Source organism: Streptomyces sp. SolWspMP-5a-2, assembly GCF_900091845.1.
In the GTDB taxonomy this organism is placed as follows: Bacteria; Actinomycetota; Actinomycetes; order Streptomycetales; family Streptomycetaceae; genus Streptomyces; species Streptomyces doudnae.
In genome coordinates this window covers 36,407-58,504 of the sequence record NZ_FMCI01000152.1, presented here as the reverse complement: position 1 = coordinate 58,504, position 22,098 = coordinate 36,407, and the positions used below count along the sequence as shown (strand labels likewise).

The window sequence follows — 22,098 nt, the reverse complement described above, 5'->3', positions numbered from 1 at the left end:
GCCGACCCCCAGCCCGCGACGGCAGGCCCCTGCCCGCAGCCCGCAGCCCGCGCCCGCAGGCCCCCGCCCCCAGCCTGTGCCCCCATCCCTTCCCCCCTCATCCCTCGCCCCCGCCCCCGCCGACCAGCCACGATCGCGAGCCCCCTGTCCACCCGGCCCCGGCCGTCCCGCGTACGTCGGCGTCACCCGGGTACCCGGCCCGCCGGTCCCGGTGCCGCCGCCGTGCGGCGGACGGTCGTCGTCCGTGCGGTCCTCGGCCTGCCGGACAGGGCGAGGACCGGGGTCGCGGCGACAATGCCGGGAGAACGAACCGCGCAAATCGACCTGGCGAAGAAGGAGCCCGCATGACGAGCGAGAAGCCCGGCAACGGACCGGGGACCACCGGACGGGACAGCGGCCTGGCGCTGCCCGTCGCCGACCGGACCGGCTGGGACGCGACGGACGTACGGGCGGTGGACACGGTCCGGCTGCTGGCCGCCGACGCCGTGCAGAAGGTCGGCAACGGCCACCCCGGCACGGCGATGAGCCTCGCGCCCCTGGGCTATCTGCTGTTCCAGAACGTGCTGCGGCACGACCCGTCCGACGACCGCTGGCTCGGCCGGGACCGCTTCGTGCTGTCCTGCGGCCATTCGAGCCTGACCCTCTACATCCAGCTCTACCTGGCCGGATACGGCCTCCGGCTCTCCGACATCGAGGCGTACCGCACCTGGGGCTCGGCGACCCCGGGACACCCGGAGCACCGGCACACCGCCGGGGTCGAGATCACCACGGGACCGCTCGGCCAGGGCCTGGCCGCCGCCGTCGGCATGGCCATGGCCGCCCGGCGCGAACGCGGCCTCCTGGACCCCGACGCCGCACCCGGCGCCAGCCCCTTCGACCACCACGTCTACGTCATCGCCTCCGACGGCGACCTCATGGAGGGCGTCACCTCGGAGGCCAGCTCGCTCGCCGGACACCAGGAACTCGGCAACCTGGTCGTCTTCTACGACTCGAACCACATCTCCATCGAGGACGACACGGACGTCGCCTTCAGCGAGGACGTCCCCGCCCGGTACGCGGCCTACGGCTGGCACGTCCAGACCGTCGACTGGACCCGGGCCGACGGCTACGTGGAGGACGTCGACGCCCTCCTCGCGGCCGTCGAGGCGGCCAAGGCGGAGACCGGGCGGCCCTCCCTGATCATGCTGCGCACCCTGATCGGCTGGCCCGCCCCCACCAAGCAGAACACCGGCAAGGCGCACGGCTCCGCCCTCGGCGAGGAGGAGGTCGCGGCGACCAAGAAGCTGCTCGGCTTCGACCCCGGACGGTCCTTCGTCGTCGAGGACGCCGTCCTGGCCCGCACCCGCGAGGCCACCGAGCGGGGCCGCGCCGAGCACGCCCGCTGGCAGGAGGGCTACGACGCCTGGCGCGCGGCCCAGCCGGACCGCGCCGCGCTCCTGGACCGGCTGCGCGCCCAGCGGCTGCCCGAGGGATGGACCGACGTCCTGCCCGAGTTCCCCGCCGACCCCAAGGGCATCGCGACCCGCAAGGCGTCAGGCGAGGTGCTCTCCGCGCTCGCCGACACGCTGCCCGAACTCTGGGGCGGATCGGCCGACCTCGCCGAGAGCAACAACACGACGATGGACGGCGCGCCGTCGTTCGTCCCGGCCGACCGGCAGACCGCGCAGTGGAAGGGCGGCCCCTACGGACGCACCCTGCACTTCGGCATCCGCGAGCACGCGATGGGCTCCATCCTCAACGGCATCGCCCTCCAGAGCCTCACCCGCCCCTACGGCGGCACCTTCCTCACCTTCTCCGACTACATGCGGCCCGCGGTGCGGCTGGCCGCGCTGATGGAACTGCCCGTCACCTACGTGTGGACGCACGACTCCATCGGCCTCGGCGAGGACGGACCCACCCACCAGCCGGTCGAGCACCTCGCGGCACTGCGCGCCATCCCCGGCCTCGACGTGGTGCGCCCCGCCGACGCCAACGAGACGACGGCCTGCTGGCGGACCGTCCTGGAACACACCGACCGGCCCGCCGGACTCGTCCTGACCCGGCAGAACCTGCCGATCCTGGACCGTCACAGCGGCGAGTTCGCCCCGGCGGCAGGCGCGGTCCGGGGCGCCTACGTCCTCACCGACGTCGCCGACGGCGCCGTCCCGGACGTCATCCTCGTGGCGACGGGCTCCGAGGTGCAGATCGCGCTCGCCGCCCGGGACCTCCTCGTTGACGAGGGTGTCGGCGTCCGCGTGGTGTCCATGCCGTGCCGCGAGTGGTTCGCCGCGCAGCCCCTCACCTACCAGGAGAAGGTGCTGCCGCCCGAGGTGCGCGCCCGGGTCAGCGTCGAGGCAGCCGTCGGACAGGGCTGGCGCGAGGTGGTGGGGGACGCGGGCCGCATCGTCAGCCTGGAGCACTACGGCGCCTCCGCCGACTACCAGCGCCTGTACGACGAGTTCGGCATCACGCCCGCCGCGGTGGCCGCAGCCGCCCGTGACAGCGTCCGGGACGCCGGGAACGCGCCGTACCCGGGCGGTCGCCGGGGCAAGGCCGCCCCGCCGGAGGGCGGCACCGCCGACCACCCCTGACCCCACCGGGGACCCCGGCACGGGCGGGGCACCGAGCGTCACCACGTTCGGCGCCCCGCCCGCTACGCGGGACCCAGCACCTGGTCCATGCCCCCGCCCGCGCGCCACTCGCGCAGCAGCCGGTGGAAGGCCAGCGGGCCGTCCCCGTAGATCTCGCTGCCGCGCGGCGGGTCCCCGTCGTTGTTGTAGTAGCCGGGGGTGCATCCGGCGTGGAACGTGTACAGGTCGACGGCCTTCGCGCGGATCGTCGCAGCCCACTCCTCCTGGGCCGACTCCGTCGGTTCCACGACGCGGACCCCGCGCCTGCGGGCCTCCGCGACGATCGCCGCGATGTGCACCGACTGCTCGTCCACCGCGTGCAGGTAGTTCGCCGTGGCCGCCTTCTGGATCCTGCCCTGGTGGAACAGGTTGGGGAAGCCGTGGCTGAGGAAGCCGTGCAGGGTCCGCGGCCCGCGCTCGGCCCAGCTCTCCAGCAGCGGGATGCCGCCCCGGCCCCGGATCGGGAGGGTGCCGGAGAGGGCGCCGGTGACCACGTCGTACCCGGTGGCGAGGACGAGGCAGTCCACCTCGTAGGAGGTGTCCCCGACGACGAGCGCGTTCCCGGTGATCCGCTCCACGCCCCGGGTGTCCGCGGTGTCGACGAGGGTGACGTCGGGCCGGTTGAACATCGGCAGGTAACTGTCGCTGAAGGTGGGCCGCTTGCAGATGTACGGGTACCAGGGCTTGAGCCGCTCGGCGGTCACGGGGTCGTCGACCAGCGCGTCGATCCGGGCGCGCAGCTCCGCCGTCTTCGCGAAGTCGGCCTCCTCGTAGGCCCGTTCGCGCTCCTCGGCGGTGAGGTGGGCGAACCGGTCGGTGGGGAGCACCTTCTCGTGCAGATGGCCGGCGCCGGTCCAGCTGTCGGCGACGAGGTCCTCCTCGACGGGCACCCCGGCGAGCATCCGCGCGAAGTTCTCCCGCCGTTCCCGCTGCCACCCGGGCCGCAGCGAGGCGGCCCACGCGGGGTCGGTCGGACGGTTGCCGCGCACATCGACGGAGGACGGGGTGCGCTGGAAGACGTAGAGGTGACCGGCTGACTCGGCGAGGAGCGGGGCGACCTGGACGCCGGTCGCCCCGGTGCCGACGAGCGCGACCCGCTTGCCCGCGAGCCCGGTGAGGCCGCCGTCCGCGCCGCCGCCGGTGTAGGCGTAGTCCCACCGGCTGGTGTGGAACATCCGGCCGGTGAAGGTCTCGATGCCGGGGATGCCCGGCAGGCGCGCGTCGCCGAACAGGCCGGTCGCCAGGATCACGTGCCGGGCCCTGATCCGGTCCTCGCGGTCGGTCTCGACCGTCCACTCCGCCTCGGTGTCGTCCCAGGTCAGGGCGGTGACCCGGGTCTGGAGGCAGGCCTGTTCAAAGAGCCCGAACCGGTCCGCGACGGCCAGTGCGTGGCGGCGGATCTCCTCGCCCGGCGCGTACTTCCAGGTCGGCATGGTGCCGGTCTCCTCCAGCAGCGGGAGGTAGACGTAGGAGTCCACGTCGCAGCGGACCCCGGGATAGCGGTTCCAGTACCAGGTGCCGCCGAAGCCGGCGCCGCGCTCCACGACGCGCACCGACTCCACGCCCGCCTGCCGCAGCCGGGCCCCGGCGAGCAGCCCGCCGAAGCCGCCGCCCACGACCAGCGCCTCGACGCGGTCGGTCAGCGGGGCCCGGGTGAACTCCGGGTCGGCGTACGGGTCGGCGGCGAACGCGCCGGTGGGCGGCCGGTACTGGGCGGCGCCGTCGGGGCGCAGTCTGCGGGCGCGTTCGGCGCGGTAACGGGCGCGCAGCGCGTGGGCGCCGGCCGGGCTGGGACGCCCGGCGGGAGGAACGGTCGGGGTGGACATGCGGCGACTGTACTGATCGGGCGTGATGTCCTGTCCGTCCCGCCGGGTGCCCAACAACCCCTGTGTGCTGCTGAGTTGCGGATACAGGGCGTCCGCGATCCACCCGCCGCCGCCGGGCGCCGGGTTGACGCGGCCGCGGGGGAGTGACGGGCGCCGGACGGGGCACCCCTGTGCGGGGCGGCAGGATGCCCCGGCACGCGTGAAAGAAACGCGGCTTTTGTGTGTTTGTAAAGGTGATCGGGGAGAACCCGTTGTCCAGGAGGTAGTTGACAACATGGTTCCTTTGATTCTGGTTCTTCTTCTGGCCCTGATCCTCTTCGGCGCGGGCTTCGCCCTGAAGGCCCTGTGGTGGATCGCCGTCATCGTCCTGGTGGTGTGGCTGCTCGGCTTCGTGATCCGGCCCGGTGCCGGAAGCGGCGGCAGGGGCCGCTGGTACCGGTGGTGAACCGGGCCGCGGACACGGGCCCCGAGGCGCGGAAGCGCTGAACGCGGTTCGCCGCCGCGGACATTGTTTGAGGACGCCCGCCCTGGACAACCGGGGGGTGTCGCCGGAACGGACGCACGGTGCGGACCCGCACCGACCGACCGGAAGCGACTGATACACGGAGGTACGACCATGACCGAGAACATCTGGGACTACCCGGCCAGCGCTGGTCACACTCCGGACGCCGACCTGACCGGCTACAAGGTCGAGGCCACGGACGGCCACATCGGCAAGGTGGACAAGCACTCCAACGACGTGGGGTCGCAGTACATCGTGGTGGACACCGGGGTGTGGATCTTCGGCAAGGAGGTGCTGCTCCCCGCGGGCACCATCGTCGGGATCGACGCCGAGGCCAGGACGATCCAGGTCGCGCGCACCAAGGACGAGATCAAGAGCGCGCCCGAGTTCGACAAGAACACGCACCTGGGCAACCCCGAGTACCACGACCAGGTCGGCACCCACTACGGGACCACCCGCGCGGACGACGCCCCCGTACCGGGCACCCCGGGCGCGGACCCGTCGACGCTGGGCCGCCCGATGATCTGAGCGTCCGCCGCTCACCGGCCGGGGCCGGGGCCGACCGCCCGCAGCGGTCCGCCCCGGCCTCGCCGTGTCCGCCCGGGGGGCGGGCCGTTCACCGGGCGGGGTCGTCCTGGTGGCGCGCGAAGTAGTCGACGAGGACGGGGTCGAGCGCGGGCACGTCGACGCGCGCGCCGTGCGCGCGCAGCGAGGCCGTCGCCGAGGCCGCGGCCGCCACCGCCTCCCGGGCCGCCACCGGGGAGGTCTCCGTGGCGCCCCCGGAAGCGGCGAACCGCAGGAACTCCTCGACCAGCGCCCGGTCCGCGCCGCCGTGCAGCCCCTCGCTCGCCGCCGGGACGGCGACGACCAGATCGGCGTCGTCGCGGAAGCCCGAGCGGTGCCGGTTCCAGACCTTGACGGTGGCGGGGTCGCCGTCGATGCCGTCGCCGAAGTTCTCCAGGCGGCCCTCGTCCCCGATGACGGTGTAGTTGCGCCAGTAGTCGGGGGTGAAGTGGCACTGCTGATAACTGGTCAGCACCCCGTTGTCCAGGCGCCCCAGCATCATGCTGATGTCCTCGACGTCGACGACGGGGTGCAGGTCGCGCAGTTTCGCCGGCGGCCAGATCTCCGGGTCGAACCAGTCGGGCATCCGCTCCTGCCCCGGCGCCGCCTCCCTGCCCGCACGGCGCGGGTTGTCGCCGTAGACGGCGAGGGCGCCCTGCGCGACGACGTCGCGGGTGTAGCCGCCGGCCAGCCAGTGGATGGCGTCGAGGTCGTGCGCGCCCTTCTGCAGCAGCAGTCCTGTGGTGCGGGCCCGCTCGGCGTGCCAGTCCTTGAAGTAGAAGTCGCCGCCGTGCCCGACGAAGTGACGGCACCACACGGCCCGTACGCGGCCGATCGCGCCGGTGTCGATCAGCTCCCGCACCCTGCGCAGCATCGGCAGATGGCGCAGGTTGTGGCCCACGTACAGCCGGGTGCGGGTGCGATGGGCGGCCGCGAGGAGCGCGTCGCAGTCGGCGAGGGTGATCGCGAGCGGCTTCTCCACGAAGACGGCGACCCCGGCCTCCAGGAAGAACAGCGCGGGCCGGGTGTGCAGGTCGTCCGGGGTGAGGACGAACACCGCGTCCAGGTCGTCGCCGAGCATCTCCTCGTACCGCTCGCGGACCGTGACGCCGTCTCCGAACAGGCGCCTCGCGTCGTCCTGGCCCCGGGGGCTGGGGTCGGCGCAGGACACCACCCGGGCGACACCCGGCAGGTTCGCCAGGGTGGCCAGGTCGGCGCGCTGTCCGACGCCGACCACCCCGACCCTGAGTTCGCGGTCCTGCGGCTGGGCACGGTCGTCCATGGGGACGGTCCTTTCTCGTGGTGCGGGGGTGTCCGGCCCGCGGCCGGGCGGTCAGCGGCGCGGCGCGCTGGGCGCCGCGAGCCCGTCGCTGAGCAGACGGCTGTCGACCTCGTCGAGGGAGAGCCGCACCCCGCCCAGGGCGACGCTCTCGTCGCCGAGGGTGGAGGCGCGCAGCTCGGGCAGCCGCAGGCAGTGCTTGGTGAGTTCCTGGCGCAGCGGTTCCAGGACGACGTCGGAGGAGCGGGAGAACCCGCCGCCGTACACGACGACCTGCGGGTCGAGGGCGAGCACCAGGGCCGCGACGCCGACGGCGAGGTCGCGGGTGTAGCGGCGGACGGCGGTGCGCGCGTCCCGGTCGCCGTCCCGCGCCGCCTGGAACACCCAGGCGGCGGCCTCGCCGGGGGCCGCGCTCGCGGGCACGCCGGGGCAGGACTCCAGATGACCGGGCGCGGTCAGCCAGCGGACGGCCTTGAGGGCGCCGATCTCACCGGCCGCGCCGCCGTGGCCCCGGCGTAGGGTGCCGTCCAGGATCAGCCCGGCGCCGGTGCGCAGTCCGGCGAGCAGGAAGACGATGTCGTCCGCGTCCGAGGCGACGCCCTTCCAGCGTTCGGCGACGGCGGCGAGCTTGCAGTCGTTCTCCACCTGGATCGGGCAGGAGAACCGGGCGCCGAGGTGGGCGACCGGGTCGGCGGCGTTCCAGCCGGGCAGCGGGGTGAACAGGGAGGTGCGGCCGCTGGCGTCGACCGGTCCCGTCACTCCCGCGGTGATCGCCCAGATGTCGTCCGGCGTCATTCCGGCGCCGCGCAGCACCTCGTCGATGACCCGGTCGACGGCCGCGAGCCTGGCCCGCGGGTCCGCCTCGGGGTCGGCCGGGCGGCGCAGGGTGCGCACGAGGTTGCCCTCCAGGTCGCTGAGGACGACGAGGATCTTGTGGACGCCGATGTCGATGCCGAGGACGTGACCGGCGTCGGCCCGGAAGCGGAACCGGCGGGCCGGGCGGCCCACCACACTGTTGGCGCCCGGCTCCTCGACCTCCGCCCAGCCGTCGGTGACCAGGGACTGCACCAGGACGTCGACGGCCGGCCGGGACAGTCCGGCCCGGCCCGCGAGTTCAGTGACCGTCGAGGGCGGGTTGCCGCGTAGCGCCCACACGATGGACAGCTGGTTCATCTCGCGCATCCGGGACAGATCTGTTCCGGTCGTCGCCATCTGGTGCTCCCTGAAGGGGGCGGGTCCCCGCCGCTGGATATTGCTGAGCAGTTTACTAATTCATGGCCCCCGGCCGGACCGGTTCGCGCACGTCAGGCGATGGGGTAGCGCTGCTCCGTGCCCGGATCGACGGCCGGTGCGAAGTCCACCTCGCGGCCGTCGACCGTGTACCGGTAGCGGTCCACCCGGCGCACCCGCGGCCGGGCGGCCAGGTACCCGGTCATCTCCTCCAGCTCGTCGGGGCGCAGCCAGGAGGGCGGGTCGGAGACCGCGCGGAAGCCGCAGACGTCGGCGAGGTCCCGCAGCCACCGCTGCTGCTGCTCGGTGAGCAGGTTCAGGCGGCTGCGGAAGTACACGACGTCCGGGTCGACCTCGAGGAGCGGGGTCTGCCACAGCCGGTGCACGGTGTTGACGACCGCGTTGCGGGCCAGGGCGTCCGACGGGTCCTGGGTCGCGTAGTGCTCCCACAGCGGCGCGACGTCCGGGCCGCTGCGGATGCCGTCGACCAGCCCGAGCGAGGGCAGCAGCGGGGCGCCGCTTCCCAGCAGGTAGGCGTCGGGACCCGCCTCCTCGCGGATGATCCGCAGGCCGAGCCGGTACGCCTCCTCGCGGCCGAGGGCCTCGGCGCGGACGCCCGGCGCGGTGCCCGCGCCGATGAAGTCGAGCTTGAGGTAGGTGAACCCCCACTCCCGGGTGACCCGGCGGATCGTCTCGCGCAGGTGCTCCTGCGCCGCCGGGTGGGTGAGGTCGAGGGCGAAGTAGCCGGTGCCCCAGTTGTGTCCGGCGACCACCGGCTCGCCGTGCTCGTCGCGCAGCAGCAGTTCGGGGCGGTCCCGCGCCGTCGCGGACTCGGGGTGCAGGATGAACGGGGCGATCCACAGGCCGGGCCGCAGTCCGGCGTCCGTGATCCGGTCGGCCAGCGCCTTCATCCCGGACGGGAACTTGGCGTTGGCCTCCCAGTCGCCCACGGCCAGCTCCCAGCCGTCGTCGATCTGGACGACGTCGAAGGGCAGACCGCGCAGGTCGGTGATGTCCTTGGCGAGCTGCTGCTCGGTGATGTTCTCGTAGTACGCGTACCAGCTGCACCACACGTTCCCGGCCCGCTTCCCGCTGCGGCCGAGCCGGTCGGCGAGGTGGCGGGCGTAGGCGGTGAAGACCTCGTCCTCGGTGCCGAGGGCGAGGAACCAGGGCGCGTCGCCGCCCTCGGACCAGGCGGCCAGGGTGTCCCGGTCCGCCGACAGACGCGGGACGTCCAGGCCGAGCGCGCCGAGCAGCAGCACCCGCCCGTCGTCGCCCTGGAGGGCGGCCACGGCGGACGAGTGGTGCCGGGCCGGGTCGTCCCACACGGTGTCGTCGGCGGTGAGACGGCGTTCGGCGCTCTCGATGCGCAGCGGGGGCTCGGACAGGCGACGCCAGCCGCAGGGGCTCCATGAGTTGTGCCCGTGGCGGTAGAAGGACGCGTCGCCCAGACCGTGCAGGACGGCCACCCGGCCGGGGGCAGCAGCAGTCCGCCGTCGACGACCTGGGGCGGGGCGTCGTCCTCGAGTGCGAGGGCGACGGTGTGTCCGCCGAGGTCTGCGAGCTGGGCCATGGATCTCCTTGCGTCTGGGGGTGGGTGCTGCCGTGGGGCGGCTACTTGAAGAGGCCGTTGACCTTGTCGTTGACCGCCTTCAGGGCGGCCTGCGGCTTCGCCTGGCCGAGGATCACCGACTGGATGGCGTCCTGGACCATCGGGTTGATCTCGGTGCCGTGCTCGGTGACCGGGAGCTGGAAGGTGCCGCCCTCGGTGGTCGTCGAGTCGGTGAAGGCGCTGACGTCGTGGCCCTGCGCCTTGTGGGCGGCGAGCGCCTTCTCGGTGCCGGACTTGAGGGCGGGGAAGACGACGGCCCGCTCGCCGACGCGGTCCTGGCACTCGGGGGAGGCGAGGAACTTGACCCACTTCCAGGCCTGTTCCTGGTGCTTGGTCCCGGCGTAGATGGCGTCGGAGAGGCCGTTGATGGCGCTCTTGCGGCCCACCGGACCGGTCGGCAGCGGCGCGAACGCGAACTTCTGCTTCGACTTCGGGTCGGTGAAGGAGGAGATGGTCCAGGAACCGGCGACCATGATGGCGCCCTTGCCCGCCGCCAGCAGTTCGGAGTTGGCGACCGAGGACTGCTTGTCGAAGCGGGGCGAGTAGCCCTTGTCGATGAGGCGCTTGAACCAGGCGACGGTCTCGGCGAGCTTGGGGTCGTCGTACTTGTAGTGCGTGCCCCACGGGTTCTTGTCGAGGTAGGTGAAGCCGTTGGAGGCGGCCAGGTCGCCCCAGCCGTTCTGGCCCTGGGAGCCGTCGGCCCACTCGGGCAGGAACCCGTACGTGGCGACCTTGCTCTTGTCGAAGTCCGGGTCGAGACCGTTGCGGCCGTGGGTGTCGACGGTGGCCTTGGCGATCGTCTTCTCGAACGTGCCGCCGTCGGACGGGTTCCAGGTCAGGTCGGCCAGGTCCGCGGCGTCCACGCCCTGCTTCTTCAACTGGGCGGTGTTGTAGGCGAGCGCCATGGTGTCCCAGTCCTTGGGCAGCCCGTACCGCTTGCCGTCCTTCACCCAGGTCTCGGTGAGCCCGTCCTGGTAGGCGGTCAGGTCCACCTTGTCCCGGTCCACCAGCGGCTGGAGGTCGAGGAGCTGGTTGCTGGTGGCGAACTGCGGATAGTAGGACGCCTGGTCGGTCCAGACGTCGGGGGCGTCGCCCGAGGTGAGCTGGGTGGTGAGGTTCTGCCAGTACTGGGCCCACGCGGTCTGGGTGATCTTGACGGTGATGTCGGGGTTGGCCTTGTGGAACGCCGTCGCGCACTCCTGGTAGGCGGGGAGCTGGCGGTCGTCCCACAGCCAGTAGTCGAGGGTGGTGCGGCCGCCGGCCGAGTCGTCGCCCGAGCCGGAACAGGAGACGAGGGAGACGGTGGCGGACAGACAGAGCAGTGCGGCGCCGATGCGCAGGTGCGTGGTTCTCATCGCGGGACCTCTTTGGCGGGTGCGGGACGGTGGTTACTTGATGCCGGTGAAGTTGAGGGACTCGACCAGACGGCGGCCGAGCACGATCAGCAGCACGAGCACGGGCAGGACCGACAGCGCCGAACCGGCCATCAGACCGGTCCAGTCGGGCTGGGTGTTGGGCGACTGCTGCTGGAAGATGCCGAGGGCCACGGTCAGGACCCGGGTCTCCTCCTCGCGGCCGGTCAGCAGCGGCCAGAGGTAGTCCTTCCACGACCAGACGGTGGTGGTGAGGCCGATGGTGATCAGCGGGCCGCGGCTCATCGGCATCACGATCCGCCAGAAGATCCCCCAGGCGCCGACGCCGTCGAGGGTCGCCGCCTCCTCCACGTCACGGGGGATGGAGAGGAAGAACTGCCGCAGGAAGAAGACCGCGAACGGGGTCATCAGCACGCTCGGGGCGACCATCCCGGCGAAGGTGTTCAGCAGGCCGAGGTTCTTCACCAGGACGAAGTTGGGCAGCACGGTGAAGATCGGCGGCACCATCAGCGCGGCGATCAGCACCCCGAAGACCGTCTCCCGGCCGGGGAAGCGCAGCCGGGCGAAGGCGTACCCCGCCATCGCGCAGAACAGGGTCTGGAGCACGGCGATCAGACCGCTGTAGACGACGGAGTTGAGCAGGTAGCGCAGGAAGTCGACGTGCGCGCCCGAGCCGCCCGCCGCCCGTGCCTCCTCCTCGCTGGTCAGCCCGAGCACCCGCAGGAAGTTGATCATCGTCGGGTGGTCGGGGACCAGGCCGGTGGAGTCGGAGTAGAGGTCGGCGGCCGGGGTGAGGGCGGTGCGGATCATCCAGTAGAACGGGAAGACGGTCAGCAGCAGCGCGAGGCCGAGCAGCGTCCAGGCCACGATCCGGCCCGGGGAGACTGTGGTGCGGGGGCGGTTCAACGGGTGTCTCCTCATCAGGCCAGGTCGGAGCGGGAGGCGCGGAGCAGGCGCATCTGGACGGCGGTCAGCGCGCCGAGGACCACCGCGAGCACCACGGCCACCGCGGAGGCGTAGCCCATGTGGAAGTTCGTGAACGCCTGCTCGTAGATGTAGAAGTAGATGACCCGGGTGGCGCTGACGGGCCCGCCCTTGGTGGTCACCGCGATCGTGTCGAAGATCTGGAACGAGCCGATCAGCGACACCACCAGCACCAGCGCGAGCACCGGCCGCAGCAGTGGCAGCGTGATCCTGGTGAACATGCGCCACTCCCCGGCGCCGTCCAACGAGGCGCTCTCGTACAGGTGGTGGGGGATCTGGAGCATCCCCGCGTACAGCAGCAGCGCCGTGTAGCCGGTGTACGCCCAGGTGTTGACCGCCGCGACGGTCGGCATCGCCCAGGTCGGCGAGGTGAAGAAGCCGGTGGTGCCGAAGCCGAGGGCGTCCAGGACGTGGTTGACGAAGCCGAGGTTGGCGTCCAGCAGCCACATCCACAGCAGGCCGACGGTCACGTTCGGCACCAGCCAGGGCACCAGCAGCATCGCGCGCAGCGCCACCGACCGGGTCAGCCGGTGCATGAGCGTGGCCAGCAGCAGGCCGAGCACGGTCTGCGAGCCGATGTTGAGGACCACGTAGTAGCCGGTGACCTTCAGGGCGTTGAAGAACTGCTCGTCGCCGATCAGGTCCCGGTAGTTGTCCACGCCGGTGAAGACCGGATCGCTGAGCAGGTTGTAGTCGGTGAGCGAGTAGTAGAAGCCGCGCACCGTCGGATACGCGTAGAACAGCGCGAAGCCGATCAGCGCCGGTGCCAGGAACAGCCAGGCCGCCCTGCGGTCGTCGCGGGCACGGCGGGACCCGCCCGGCGGCCTGGCGGCGCCCTGGTCGGGACCGGTGCCCTTCTGCGGTGGCGCAACTGCGGTCTCCGCGCCCATGGTTCCCCTCCGAAGAGATCTGCGCCGCACCTCTTGCCAGTGGGGCACCGTGGACACATATTGATGAGCAACAGTGAAAGTTTGTCAATGCTGGCTCATAACAAATCAGGTTCAGGCCCCCGAAGCGCTCATCGAGGACCGGCCGCCACCGCCCCGCCCGGGGCATGTCAGCGCAGGTCAGCGAGGAATCGACGGGCCTGGAACGGCTTCCGGCCCCGCCGCCGGACGCCATCTCACCATCCGACACCGGAGGTTGACACCGTGCGCACCTACGCGCAGCGACGCGGCAGAGGAATCCTGGCCGCACTCTGCTCCACCGCACTGGCCCTGGCCCTGGCGGCGCTCCCCGGCGACTCCTGGGCGGCGCCCGCCCCCACCACGACGGCGACCGCCCAGGGCGCCCCCGCCCGCCCGGCGCCCGGACCCTCCCCCGACCCCTCGCTGCCGGTCCACACCCTCGCCCGCGCCGACGCCCCGCTGGACAACCCGCTCAAGGGGTTCGCCCGCTTCTACCAGCCGGGCGGCAACCAGAACACCGGCTACCCGCACGCGCTGACCTGGAGCTACTTCGGCCTCTCCGAGGTCATGAAGAACGCCGCGGACTGCGGCTCCTACGACTGGAGCGTCCTGGACGCCGCCCTCGACGAGAGCGCCTCCTACGGCAACCAGACCGCCCTGCGCTTCTACATCGAGTACCCGGGCGGCTCGGGCAGCCACCCGGCCGACGCGATCCCGCCGTGCTTCGCCGGGCACGTCGCCAACCGCACCAACGCCTACTGGAACACCGTCAGCCCCGACTACGACAGCGCCTACCTGCTCGACGCGCTCAAGAAGTTCATCGCCGCCTTCGGCGCCCGCTACGACGGCGACCCCCGCGTCGGGTTCATCCACATGGGGCTGATCGGCCTCTGGGGCGAGTGGCACACCTGGCCCTACGACACCGACACCTCGTCCGACGCGTACCCGAACTACATGCCCACCGACGCCCACGGCGCGCAGATCGTCCAGGCGTACGACAAGGCCTTCACCCACACGAAGATCGAGGTCAGGTACCCCGAGTCGGCGGGCGGCGCCGCCGATGACCTGCCCGCCGTCGGCTTCCACGACGACTCGTTCTGCTACCGCGAGGGCTCACCCGCCGCCGGTGTCACCCTGCCGGTCTCGATGGGCGGAGCGGGCTACTCCCAGCTCCAGAAGGAACTCGACCGGGGCGTCGAGAACCGCTGGACCACCGCCTCCATGGGCGGCGAGGTGCGCCCCGAGATCCAGCCCACCGCCTTCGCCTCCTGGCCCGGCGGCTCCGGAGCCGTGGACGACATGAAGGCGTGCCTCGAACTGGAGCACACCACCTGGAAGATGAACGAGGGCAGCGCTGCCTACGCCCCCGACGACCCCAAGGTCGCCGCCGCCGTCCGGCTGATGGGCTACGACCTCGGCGTCGACCGCGCCTACTTCCACGACACCGCCCAGGGCACCACCACGATCGGCGTCCGGATGACCAACGACGGCGTGGCGCCCTTCTACTACCCCTGGACGGTCAGCCTCGGCCTCAAGGACGCCTCCGGCACCGTCGTCAAGAGCTGGGCCACCCCCTGGGACCTGCGCCAGGTCATGCCCGCGAAGATCCGCGCCTTCCCCGACTGGGGCGTCGGCGCCGACCCCACCTACCTCGACTACGGCTACGCCCGGTACTTCGACACCTCCGTCGACCTCTCCGGGGTCGCCCCGGGCGGCTACCAACTGGTGATGAAGGCCAAGAACCCGCTGGAGAACGTCAGCGCCGCCGCCAAGAAGCTCCGCTTCGCCACCAGCGGCCAGAACGCGGACGGCTGGCTCGCCCTCGGCGCCATGACGGTGGGCTCCCAGAGCGGCGGACCGCACAGCTACGAGGCGGAGGCGACCGGGAACACCCTCACCGGCACCGCGGTGCGCGCCGACTGCGCGGGCTGCTCGGGCGGCGCCAAGGTCGGCTACCTCGGCAACGGCGCCACCCTCACCTTCAACGGCGTCGACGGCGGCACCGGCGGCACCAGGACCGTCACCGTCCACTACACGACGGCCGAGTCCCGCACCGCCACCGTCAGGGCGAACGGCGGCACGGCCAAGACGGTCGCCTTCGCGCCGACCGCCGACTGGACGACCACCGCGACCACCACCCTCACCCTGGACCTGGCCGCCGGGACCGGGAACACCGTCACCCTCGCCAACAGCGGGGCGTGGGCCCCCGACATCGACCGCATCACCGTGAGCTGACCCGCGCCCCGCGGCGGCCGGGCCGCACGGTCCTGCCGCCGCGGGGCACCCGGGGAACGCCGGCGCCGCTACGCCCGGTGGGCGCCCGGGGTGTGGCCGAAGGCGCGGCGGAAGACGTCGATGAACGCGCTCGCCGACGACCAGCCGCAGCGGTGGGCGACCACCGTCACCGGGGTGTGCTCGGCGAGCAGGATCAGGGCGTGGTGCAGCCGGAGCCGGGTGCGCCACTGCGGGAAGGTCATGCCGAGGTCGCCGCGGAAGAGCCGGGAGAGGGTGCGGTCGCTCGCCCCCACCTCGCGGCCCAGCGCGGCCAGGGTCCGGTTGTCGGCCGGGTCGGCGGCGAGGATCGCGCACAGCGCCCGCAGCACCGGCACGGTCGGTTCCGGCAGGTGCAGCGGCTGCTGCGGCGAGACCCGCAACCGGTCGAGCAGGACGGCGCGCAGCCGGGCCCGTTCGGGGCTGTCGTCGCCGGGGGAGCGGGTGTGCGCCAGGATCAGCTCGCGCAGCAGGGGATCCACCGCCAGCACCGCCGGGCCGTCCAGCCCGAGCGGGTTGTCCGAGGTCGGGAGCCCCACCAGGTGCAGATCGAGTTCGCCGTGGGCCCGGTGCTCGTGCACCGTCCCGGCCGGGACCCAGACGGCCCGGTCGGCGGGTGCCACCCAGGACCCCGCGCTCGTGGTGACCGCCAGCACCCCGCGGCCCGCGTAGATGATCTGGTGGTCGTCGTGCCGGTGCGCGTCGATCGCCGTACCCGAGGGCAGGCGTTCGGCCCGGGTCGGCGCCACCGGGGTGTGGCGGATCTGCTGCATCGGTCGGCAGGTTATCGGAAGTACGACAGCGCCCCCGCCGACCAGCATGGAGCGGTGCCGAAAAACCCGACGATCACCCTGCTGTCCCTCGGACACGCCTGCGTCGACGTCTACCAGGGCGCGGTCGCCGCCCTCGTCCCCTTCTTCGTCGCCGAACGCGCCTACAGCTACGCCGCCGTCTCCGGCGTCGTGCTGGCCGCCTCCCTGCTCTCCTCCGTCGCCCAGCCGCTGTTCGGGCTGCTCACCGACCGCTGGACGATGCCCTGGCTGCTGCCGCTGAGCACGCTCCTGGGCGGCGCGGGCATCGCGCTCGGCGGGGTCAGCGGCTCGTACCCGCTGACGCTGGCGTCCGTGGCGGTCTCCGGGATCGGTGTCGCCGCCTACCACCCGGAGGCCGCGCGGGTGGCCAGGATCGCCGCCGGGGGCAGCCACCGCGCCATGAGCTGGTTCTCGGTCGGCGGCAACATCGGGTTCGCGCTCGCGCCCCTGCTGGTCGCCGCCGTCGTCGCGCCCGGCGGGCTGCGGACGACCCCGCTGCTGGCGCTGCCCGCCCTGGTCGGCGCCGTCCTGTGCCTGCCGGTCCTGCGCGAGCTGGAGCGGCGCCGCGCCACCGGCGCCGCCCCGGAGGGCGTCCCGCGGCCGGACGACCCGGCGTCGTTCGTGCGGCTGTCGCTGGCGGTGGTCGTCCGGTCGGTCGTCTTCGTCGGCCTGAGCACCTTCGTCCCGCTCTACGCCCAGCAGCGCACCCACGGCGGCCCGGCGGCGGGCACCGCGGCCCTCTTCACCCTCTACGCCGGGGGCGCGGTCGGTTCCGTCACGGGCGGACGGCTCGCCGAACGCTGGGACCGGGTCACCGTCACCCGCCGGGCGTACCTGCTCATGATCCCGGCCGTCGCCGGGCTGGTGCTGCTGCCGGGACCGGCGCTGTACCCGTGCGTCGCGCTGGCCTCGGCCGCCCTCTTCGTGCCCTTCTCGCTCCAGGTCACGCTCGGGCAGGACTACCTGCCGAGCCGCGTCGGCACGGCGGGCGGCATCACCCTCGGACTGACCGTCAGCGTCGGCGGCCTGGCCAGCCCGGTCATCGGCGCCCTCGCCGACGCCACCTCGCTGCGCACGGCCCTGGCCCCGCTGATCCTGCTGCCGGGGCTCGGCTGGCTGCTGGTCCGCGCCCTGCCGGACCCCGCCGCCGACCACCGGACCGCCCAGGATCCACCGCCCGATCCGGACGGGTCTTGTCAACAGCCGCTATCCGTCAGATAGTTGGAGCTTTCGGGCGACAACGGGGGGCATCATGGACGCACGGCGCGACGACTCGACCTGGCGGAACACCGCAGGAACCGGCGGGCGGCCCAGCCCGGCACCGGTGCGCGCCGACCGGCCGCGGCCCTGACGGGGTTCAGCGCACGCCCCGCCACAGGGCACGCTCCGGCCCGTCGGCCGCCAGGGTGAGGCTCCCCGCCACGTCGAGGCGCCGCACGGCCGGACGGTCGGCGGTGAAGCGCGGCCAGCCCGGATCACCGTCACGGGCGAACGCCACCCAGGCCGCGTGCGTGGCACCGGCCAGCGCCAGGACGTCCGGATCCGTCCCCGGGATGCCGAGGACGCCGGTGTCGATCCGGCCCACGAGGCCGAAGACGAAGGGCAGTTCGACGCCGTGGCAGGCGCCGAGGCGGCCGTCGGCGGCGGGGGAGCGCCAGGCGAACTCGTAGCGCCAGGTGCCGCCCGGCCGGTCGGCGTGCGCCTCGGCGAGCCGCGCGGTCGGCACCGCGAACATGTAGTCCGTGCCGAGCGCCGACAGCACCTCGCCCGGCGTCACGCCCCGGCCCGCCGCCCGGTAGGCGTCGATCAGCTCCTGCGGCCCGGGATGCAGCCGGGCCGCCGCCGCGCGCAGCATCGGCTCGGTGACCGGCGGCGACGGCAGGGCGACGAGGTAGAGGTTCATCTCGTCCCGGTTGGCGCCCACCAGCAGGTCGACGCCGTCGGCCGTGCCCGCCCGGACCGCCTCCACCGGCTGCCCGGTGAGCAGTTCGCCGTCCACCACGGGACCGAACCTGCTCAGCCCCATCAGCGGGTCGCGGACCCCGTCGACCGCGAGGTCGAGCCCGGACGCCGAGACGTGCGCCACCGCCTCGACCAGCGCCTCGTCCGGGAGACCTGCGAAGGCGGCCACGGTGGCGGGCACCCCGAGCTGCCCGGCGACGGCGGCGGTGACCCGGTCGGCCTGCGCCGGGGTCAGCGCGTGCGAGGCGCCGCCGCTCTGGCTGATCGCGCGCCGCACCAGCCCGGCGGGCGCGGCGGCCAGCAGGGCGCCCACCGAGAGCGCGCCCGCCGACTCACCGAAGACGGTGACGTTCTCCGGGTCACCGCCGAACCGGGCCACGTGGTCGCGCACCCACCCGAGGGCCAGGATCTGGTCGCGCAGCCCGCGGTTGTCCGGGGCGCCGGGCAGCCGCAGGAACCCGGGCACGCCGACCCGGTAGTTCAGGGTCACCAGGACGACCCCGTCCCGCGCGAACCCGCTCCCGTCGTACCCGGGCGCGCTGCCCGTGCCGCCGGTGAACGACCCGCCGTGCACGAACACCATCACCGGCAGCCCGCCCGCCCCGGGGTCGGGCGTCCACACGTCGACGGTCAGGTACTCGGCGCCCGGCAGCCACCCCGGGCCGACCAGCACCGACAGATCGGGCAGCCCCGGCACCTCGGTGCGGCCCTGCGGCGCGGTCGGGCCGCAGGCGCGGGCGTCCCACTCGCCGCTCCACGCGGCCGGGCGCGGCTCCTCGAAGCGTCCGGCGCCGACGGGCGCCGCCGCGTACGGGACGCCCCGGAAGACGGCGACGCCGTCCGCGCGCAGGCCCCTGACCGACCGTCCGGCGCCGAGGTCCACGGCGACATCCGCGCTCACGCGTCCTCCCGCGGGAACGCCACGACCTTGCCCGGGTTGAAGACGTGCCGCGGGTCCAGGGCGTCCTTGACCGTGCGGTTGAGGGCGAGCACGGCGGGCCCCAGCTCGTCGCTCAGCCCGTCCCGCTTCAGCAGCCCCACCCCGTGCTCCCCGGTGACCGTGCCGCCCAGCGCGAGCGCCTCCGCGATGATGTCGGCGAAGGCGGCCTGCGCGCGGTCCCGGGCCCGCTCGTCCCCCGGCGGGGTGATCAGCAGCGGGTGCAGGTTGCCGTCGCCCGCGTGCGCGATGTTGGCGATCAGCGTGTCGTGCCGGGCGGCGATCGCGTCGATCCGCCCGAGCATCTCGGGGACGGCGGCCTTCGGCACGCAGATGTCCTCGGTGAGGACCGGGCCGAGCCGCTCCAGCGCCGGGTAGGCCAGCCGCCGCGCCTCGAACAGCGCCTCCGCCTCGTGCTGGTCGGTGGAGCGGACGGCGTAGGTGGCGCCCGCCCGCTCGAAGCAGCCCAGCATGACGTCCGCCTCCTGTTCACCGGCCGGGCCCGGCGCGTCGGAGCGGCCGAGCAGCACCACCTCGGCCTCCGTCGACAGACCCATGTGCTTCCAGGCGTCGACGGCCGCGAGGCAGTGCCGGTCGATCAGTTCGAGCGCCGACGGGGTGACGCCCGCCTCCGCCACCGCGGCGACCGCCCGCCCCGCGTCCACCACGGACGCGAAGTGCCCGGCCACCGTGTGCTCGGGCTCGCGGAGCGGCCGCAGCCGCACGGTCACCTCGGTGATCACCCCGAGGGTGCCCTCCGAACCGACCAGCAGCGACGTCAGGTCGTACCCGGCGACGCCCTTCGCGGTCCTGCGCCCCACCCGCACCAGCTCCCCGGTGCCGGTCACGAACTGCAGCCCCAGCACGTAGTCCCGGGTGACGCCGTACTTCACGCAGCAGAGCCCGCCCGCGTTGGTGGCGACGTTCCCGCCGATCGTCGACCAGCGGGCGCTGGCCGGGTCGGGCGGGTACCACAGGCCGTGCTCCGCGCAGGCGGTGCGCAGATCCTCGTTGACCACGCCCGGCTCCACCACGGCCAGCCGCTCCAGCGGGTCGATCTCGCGGATCGCGGTCATCGCCTCGGTGGACAGCACCACGCAGCCGTCGACGGCGTTCGCCCCGCCGGAGAGCCCGGTGCCCGCGCCCCGCGTCACCAGCGGGACCCCGTGGTCGAGGCAGGCCCGCACCACGGTCCTGACCTCCTCCGCGGTGCGCGGCCGCACCACGGCGGCCGGGAGCCCGTGCGGCGCCCACTCCGCCTCGTCGTGGGCGTAGCTCCGGGTCACCCCCGGGTCGGTGAGCACGCGGCCAGAGGGCAGCCGCCGTTCGAGTTCGTCGGCCAGCTCCCGCGGCCCCGCGTCGTCGCGCATGCCGACGACCCTACGGATGATCACCGCACCCGCTCAATGGACGGGATGCCTACCATGGGGCCATTGCGGTGGTGGAACCATCCATCCCGGTGAGCGCGCGCTGCGGGGGTCGACGGGCATGACGGGCGGATCCTGGCTCGACCTGCTGCTGCGCGACGCGGCGGCCGAGGACCTGCTGCGCCACGGCGCCGACCTCGCGCGCTCCCGGGACGCCGGGACGGCCGACCGGGAGACGGCGGACGCGCTGCGCCTGAAGACCCTGCTGCACCAACGGGCGCAGCGGGCGGCCGAGCTGGGCGCGCTCAACGACATCGCCCTCAGGCTCGCCTCCCTCAGCACGCCGGACGCCCTCCACCCGGAGATCGTCGGCCAGGCCCGCAGACTGCTCGGCGCCGACCTCGCCTACCTCGGCCTGGTGGACGGCGAACATCTGCGCCTGGTGGCCGCGGCCGGCGCGCTCACCCCCGAACTGGTCGACCTCGCCGTCCCGTTGTCGCGCGGGCTCGCCGCCGAGGTCCTCTCCCACGCGGCGCCCCGCTGGACCGCCGACTACCGGACCGACCCGCGCTTCCGGCACGACGGACCCGCCGACGCCGCCGCGAGCGCGGAGAACATGCGCGGACTGCTCGGCGTCCCGCTGCGGCTGGACGGCCGGGTCCTGGGCGTGCTGTTCGCGGGCGACCGGCGGCGGCGCGACTTCGGCGAGCACGAGGTGACCCTGCTGAGCGCGCTCGCCGCGCACGCCGCGCCCGCCGTCGACAACGCCCGCCGGGTGCGGGACCTGACCGAGGACAACGCCCGGCTCGCCGACCGTGCTGCGGAACTGGAGCGCATCCTGCGCCTGGACGGGCGGCTGACCCGGGTGGTGCTCAGGGGCGGCGGGGTGGAGGACCTGCTGCACGAGATCCGCGCCGCCGCCGGGGGAGAGGTCGGCTTCGTGACGTCCGGCCCGCCGCCCGACCCGGGGCCCGGTGGCGCGGTCCGCCCGGTGACGGCGGGGGAGCGGACCTTCGGGGCGCTCGTCCTCACCGGCCCCGCCGCCCCCGGCGACCCGCTGCTGCTGGACCGGGCGGCGCCCGCGCTGGCCCTCGCGCTGGTCGCCGAACAGGCCGTCGCCGAGGCGGGCCGGGCCACCCGCGACGTGCTCCTGCTCGACCTGCTGACCACACCGTCGGACCGCCCGCAGGACCTGCGCCTCGCGGGTCTCGACGCGTCCGCCTCGTACGCGGTGCTGGTGGCCGAACCGGCGTCGGCCCGCCCGCGGATCGAGCGGCTGCCGTGGCCCGCCGGGACCGTGACGGCCGAGCACGGCACCCGGCTGGTCGTCGTCGCCCCCGCCGCCGACCCCGAGGAGCTCCAGCGGGACTGGCCGCGCGGCCCGGACGCGCCCACCGCCGGCATCGCGGGCCCGGCCCGCGGCGGACGCGCGCTGGCCCGCTGCTTCGCCGAGGCCCGTTCGACCCTGGACGCCCTGCGGACCCTGGACCGGCACGGCCAGACCGCGACGGCGGCGCAGCTCGGCCTCTACCGGATCCTCCTGGACCACACCGGCCGCGCGGACCTGGAGGCCCGCTTCCGGCAGTTGCTCGGACCCGTCCTCGCGGAGCAGGCCCGTCGCCGGGTCCCCCTCCTCGACACGCTGCACGCCTACCTCACCCACGGCGGCCGGGCCCGCGCCACCGCCGACGCCCTCGCCGTCCACGTCAACACCCTCTACCAGCGTCTTTCGGCCCTGGACCGCGTCCTCGGCGACACCTGGCGCACCCCGGACCGCGCCCTGGAACTGCACGTCCTGCTGCGGCTGCGGACGGCGATGCCCGAGCCGCCGGGCGACGACGCACCCTGAGCCGCCCGCCCCG

Annotated in this window: 15 protein-coding genes and 1 pseudogene; 6 read left to right on the top strand and 10 right to left on the bottom strand. The window is 73.7% G+C overall.

The genetic code is table 11. The features are described from left to right. Nucleotides 1-344: 344 nt before the first annotated feature. Entirely contained in the window at nucleotides 345-2,570 is a 2,226-nt protein-coding gene (gene tkt / locus GA0115242_RS15695; protein WP_093828808.1) for a transketolase, read from the top strand. Between the two features lie 62 nt (nucleotides 2,571-2,632). Here the strand turns inward: tkt and GA0115242_RS15690 are convergent, their stop codons facing one another. Next, nucleotides 2,633-4,435: a flavin-containing monooxygenase gene (locus GA0115242_RS15690; RefSeq protein WP_093828806.1), complete on the bottom strand. Its 1,803-nt coding sequence runs from the start codon at nucleotides 4,433-4,435 to the stop codon at nucleotides 2,633-2,635. 274 nt (nucleotides 4,436-4,709) lie between these two features. On the opposite strand from GA0115242_RS15690, the gene GA0115242_RS15685 reads away from it, so the two are divergent. Both GA0115242_RS15685 and GA0115242_RS15680 read left to right on the top strand, forming a co-directional pair. Beyond that, nucleotides 4,710-4,880, top strand: a complete 171-nt coding sequence (locus GA0115242_RS15685; protein ID WP_093828804.1) for a hydrophobic protein — start codon at nucleotides 4,710-4,712, stop codon at nucleotides 4,878-4,880. A gap of 171 nt (nucleotides 4,881-5,051) precedes the next feature. Next, nucleotides 5,052-5,387 (top strand): annotated as a pseudogene (locus tag GA0115242_RS15680) (PRC-barrel domain-containing protein); the annotation flags it as partial. Nucleotides 5,388-5,553: 166 nt separating this feature from the next. On the opposite strand, the gene GA0115242_RS15675 reads toward GA0115242_RS15680, so the two are convergent. The 6 genes from GA0115242_RS15675 to GA0115242_RS15650 all read right to left on the bottom strand — a co-directional run bounded on the left by GA0115242_RS15675 (nucleotide 5,554) and on the right by GA0115242_RS15650 (nucleotide 12,869). Further along, a complete protein-coding gene (locus GA0115242_RS15675; protein ID WP_093828802.1) occupies nucleotides 5,554-6,783 on the bottom strand; it encodes a Gfo/Idh/MocA family protein in 1,230 nt (409 codons plus the stop codon). Between the two features lie 51 nt (nucleotides 6,784-6,834). Beyond that, complete coding sequence (locus GA0115242_RS15670; protein ID WP_093828800.1) at nucleotides 6,835-7,992, bottom strand: ROK family transcriptional regulator; 1,158 nt, start codon at nucleotides 7,990-7,992, stop codon at nucleotides 6,835-6,837. A 92-nt stretch (nucleotides 7,993-8,084) separates the two neighbouring features. Next, complete coding sequence (locus tag GA0115242_RS15665) at nucleotides 8,085-9,479, bottom strand: glycoside hydrolase family 36 protein (RefSeq protein ID WP_256089446.1); 1,395 nt, start codon at nucleotides 9,477-9,479, stop codon at nucleotides 8,085-8,087. A gap of 145 nt (nucleotides 9,480-9,624) precedes the next feature. Beyond that, a complete protein-coding gene (locus tag GA0115242_RS15660; RefSeq protein ID WP_093828798.1) occupies nucleotides 9,625-10,977 on the bottom strand; it encodes an ABC transporter substrate-binding protein in 1,353 nt (450 codons plus the stop codon). 33 nt (nucleotides 10,978-11,010) lie between these two features. Continuing rightward, the gene (locus GA0115242_RS15655; RefSeq protein ID WP_093828796.1) at nucleotides 11,011-11,901 is read right to left on the bottom strand and encodes a carbohydrate ABC transporter permease; all 891 of its coding nucleotides are present in this window, start codon (nucleotides 11,899-11,901) and stop codon (nucleotides 11,011-11,013) included. Between the two features lie 14 nt (nucleotides 11,902-11,915). After that, nucleotides 11,916-12,869 (bottom strand): carbohydrate ABC transporter permease, encoded by a 954-nt coding sequence (locus GA0115242_RS15650; protein ID WP_093828794.1) that lies wholly within the window; start codon nucleotides 12,867-12,869, stop codon nucleotides 11,916-11,918. A gap of 261 nt (nucleotides 12,870-13,130) precedes the next feature. Between GA0115242_RS15650 and GA0115242_RS15645 the strand changes: the two genes are divergently transcribed. Then, a complete protein-coding gene (locus GA0115242_RS15645; RefSeq protein ID WP_218088642.1) occupies nucleotides 13,131-15,122 on the top strand; it encodes a carbohydrate-binding protein in 1,992 nt (663 codons plus the stop codon). A 68-nt stretch (nucleotides 15,123-15,190) separates the two neighbouring features. On the opposite strand, the gene GA0115242_RS15640 is transcribed toward GA0115242_RS15645, so the two are convergent. Continuing rightward, nucleotides 15,191-15,931 (bottom strand): AraC family transcriptional regulator, encoded by a 741-nt coding sequence (locus GA0115242_RS15640; protein ID WP_093828790.1) that lies wholly within the window; start codon nucleotides 15,929-15,931, stop codon nucleotides 15,191-15,193. Nucleotides 15,932-15,985: 54 nt separating this feature from the next. Between GA0115242_RS15640 and GA0115242_RS15635 the strand changes: the two genes are divergently transcribed. Continuing rightward, the gene (locus GA0115242_RS15635; RefSeq protein ID WP_093828788.1) at nucleotides 15,986-17,191 is read left to right on the top strand and encodes an MFS transporter; all 1,206 of its coding nucleotides are present in this window, start codon (nucleotides 15,986-15,988) and stop codon (nucleotides 17,189-17,191) included. 136 nt (nucleotides 17,192-17,327) lie between these two features. Here the strand turns inward: GA0115242_RS15635 and GA0115242_RS15630 are convergent, their stop codons facing one another. Both GA0115242_RS15630 and GA0115242_RS15625 read right to left on the bottom strand, forming a co-directional pair. Then, on the bottom strand, nucleotides 17,328-18,833 hold the full coding sequence (locus tag GA0115242_RS15630) for a carboxylesterase/lipase family protein (protein ID WP_093828786.1): 1,506 nt from the start codon (nucleotides 18,831-18,833) through the stop codon (nucleotides 17,328-17,330). Further along, nucleotides 18,830-20,239: an FAD-binding oxidoreductase gene (locus GA0115242_RS15625; protein WP_093828816.1), complete on the bottom strand. Its 1,410-nt coding sequence runs from the start codon at nucleotides 20,237-20,239 to the stop codon at nucleotides 18,830-18,832. The genes GA0115242_RS15630 and GA0115242_RS15625 overlap by 4 nt, the downstream gene beginning before the upstream one ends. 118 nt (nucleotides 20,240-20,357) lie before the next feature. Here GA0115242_RS15625 and GA0115242_RS15620 point away from each other — a divergent pair, with 118 nt between their 5' ends. Continuing rightward, on the top strand, nucleotides 20,358-22,085 hold the full coding sequence (locus GA0115242_RS15620; protein ID WP_093828784.1) for a helix-turn-helix domain-containing protein: 1,728 nt from the start codon (nucleotides 20,358-20,360) through the stop codon (nucleotides 22,083-22,085). Nucleotides 22,086-22,098: the final 13 nt, after the last annotated feature.

Excerpts from the sequence above, each read along its gene's own strand:
- GA0115242_RS15640 (WP_093828790.1), bottom strand. The coding sequence starts at position 15,931 with ATGCAGCAGATCCGCCACACCCCGGTGGCGCCGACCCGGGCCGAACGC.
- GA0115242_RS15650 (WP_093828794.1), bottom strand. The coding sequence starts at position 12,869 with ATGGGCGCGGAGACCGCAGTTGCGCCACCGCAGAAGGGCACCGGTCCC.
- GA0115242_RS15670 (WP_093828800.1), bottom strand. The coding sequence starts at position 7,992 with ATGGCGACGACCGGAACAGATCTGTCCCGGATGCGCGAGATGAACCAG.
- GA0115242_RS15620 (WP_093828784.1), top strand. The coding sequence starts at position 20,358 with ATGACGGGCGGATCCTGGCTCGACCTGCTGCTGCGCGACGCGGCGGCC.
- GA0115242_RS15625 (WP_093828816.1), bottom strand. The coding sequence starts at position 20,239 with ATGCGCGACGACGCGGGGCCGCGGGAGCTGGCCGACGAACTCGAACGG.
- GA0115242_RS15690 (WP_093828806.1), bottom strand. The coding sequence starts at position 4,435 with ATGTCCACCCCGACCGTTCCTCCCGCCGGGCGTCCCAGCCCGGCCGGC.
- GA0115242_RS15685 (WP_093828804.1), top strand. The coding sequence starts at position 4,710 with ATGGTTCCTTTGATTCTGGTTCTTCTTCTGGCCCTGATCCTCTTCGGC.
- tkt (WP_093828808.1), top strand. The coding sequence starts at position 345 with ATGACGAGCGAGAAGCCCGGCAACGGACCGGGGACCACCGGACGGGAC.
- GA0115242_RS15660 (WP_093828798.1), bottom strand. The coding sequence starts at position 10,977 with ATGAGAACCACGCACCTGCGCATCGGCGCCGCACTGCTCTGTCTGTCC.
- GA0115242_RS15675 (WP_093828802.1), bottom strand. The coding sequence starts at position 6,783 with ATGGACGACCGTGCCCAGCCGCAGGACCGCGAACTCAGGGTCGGGGTG.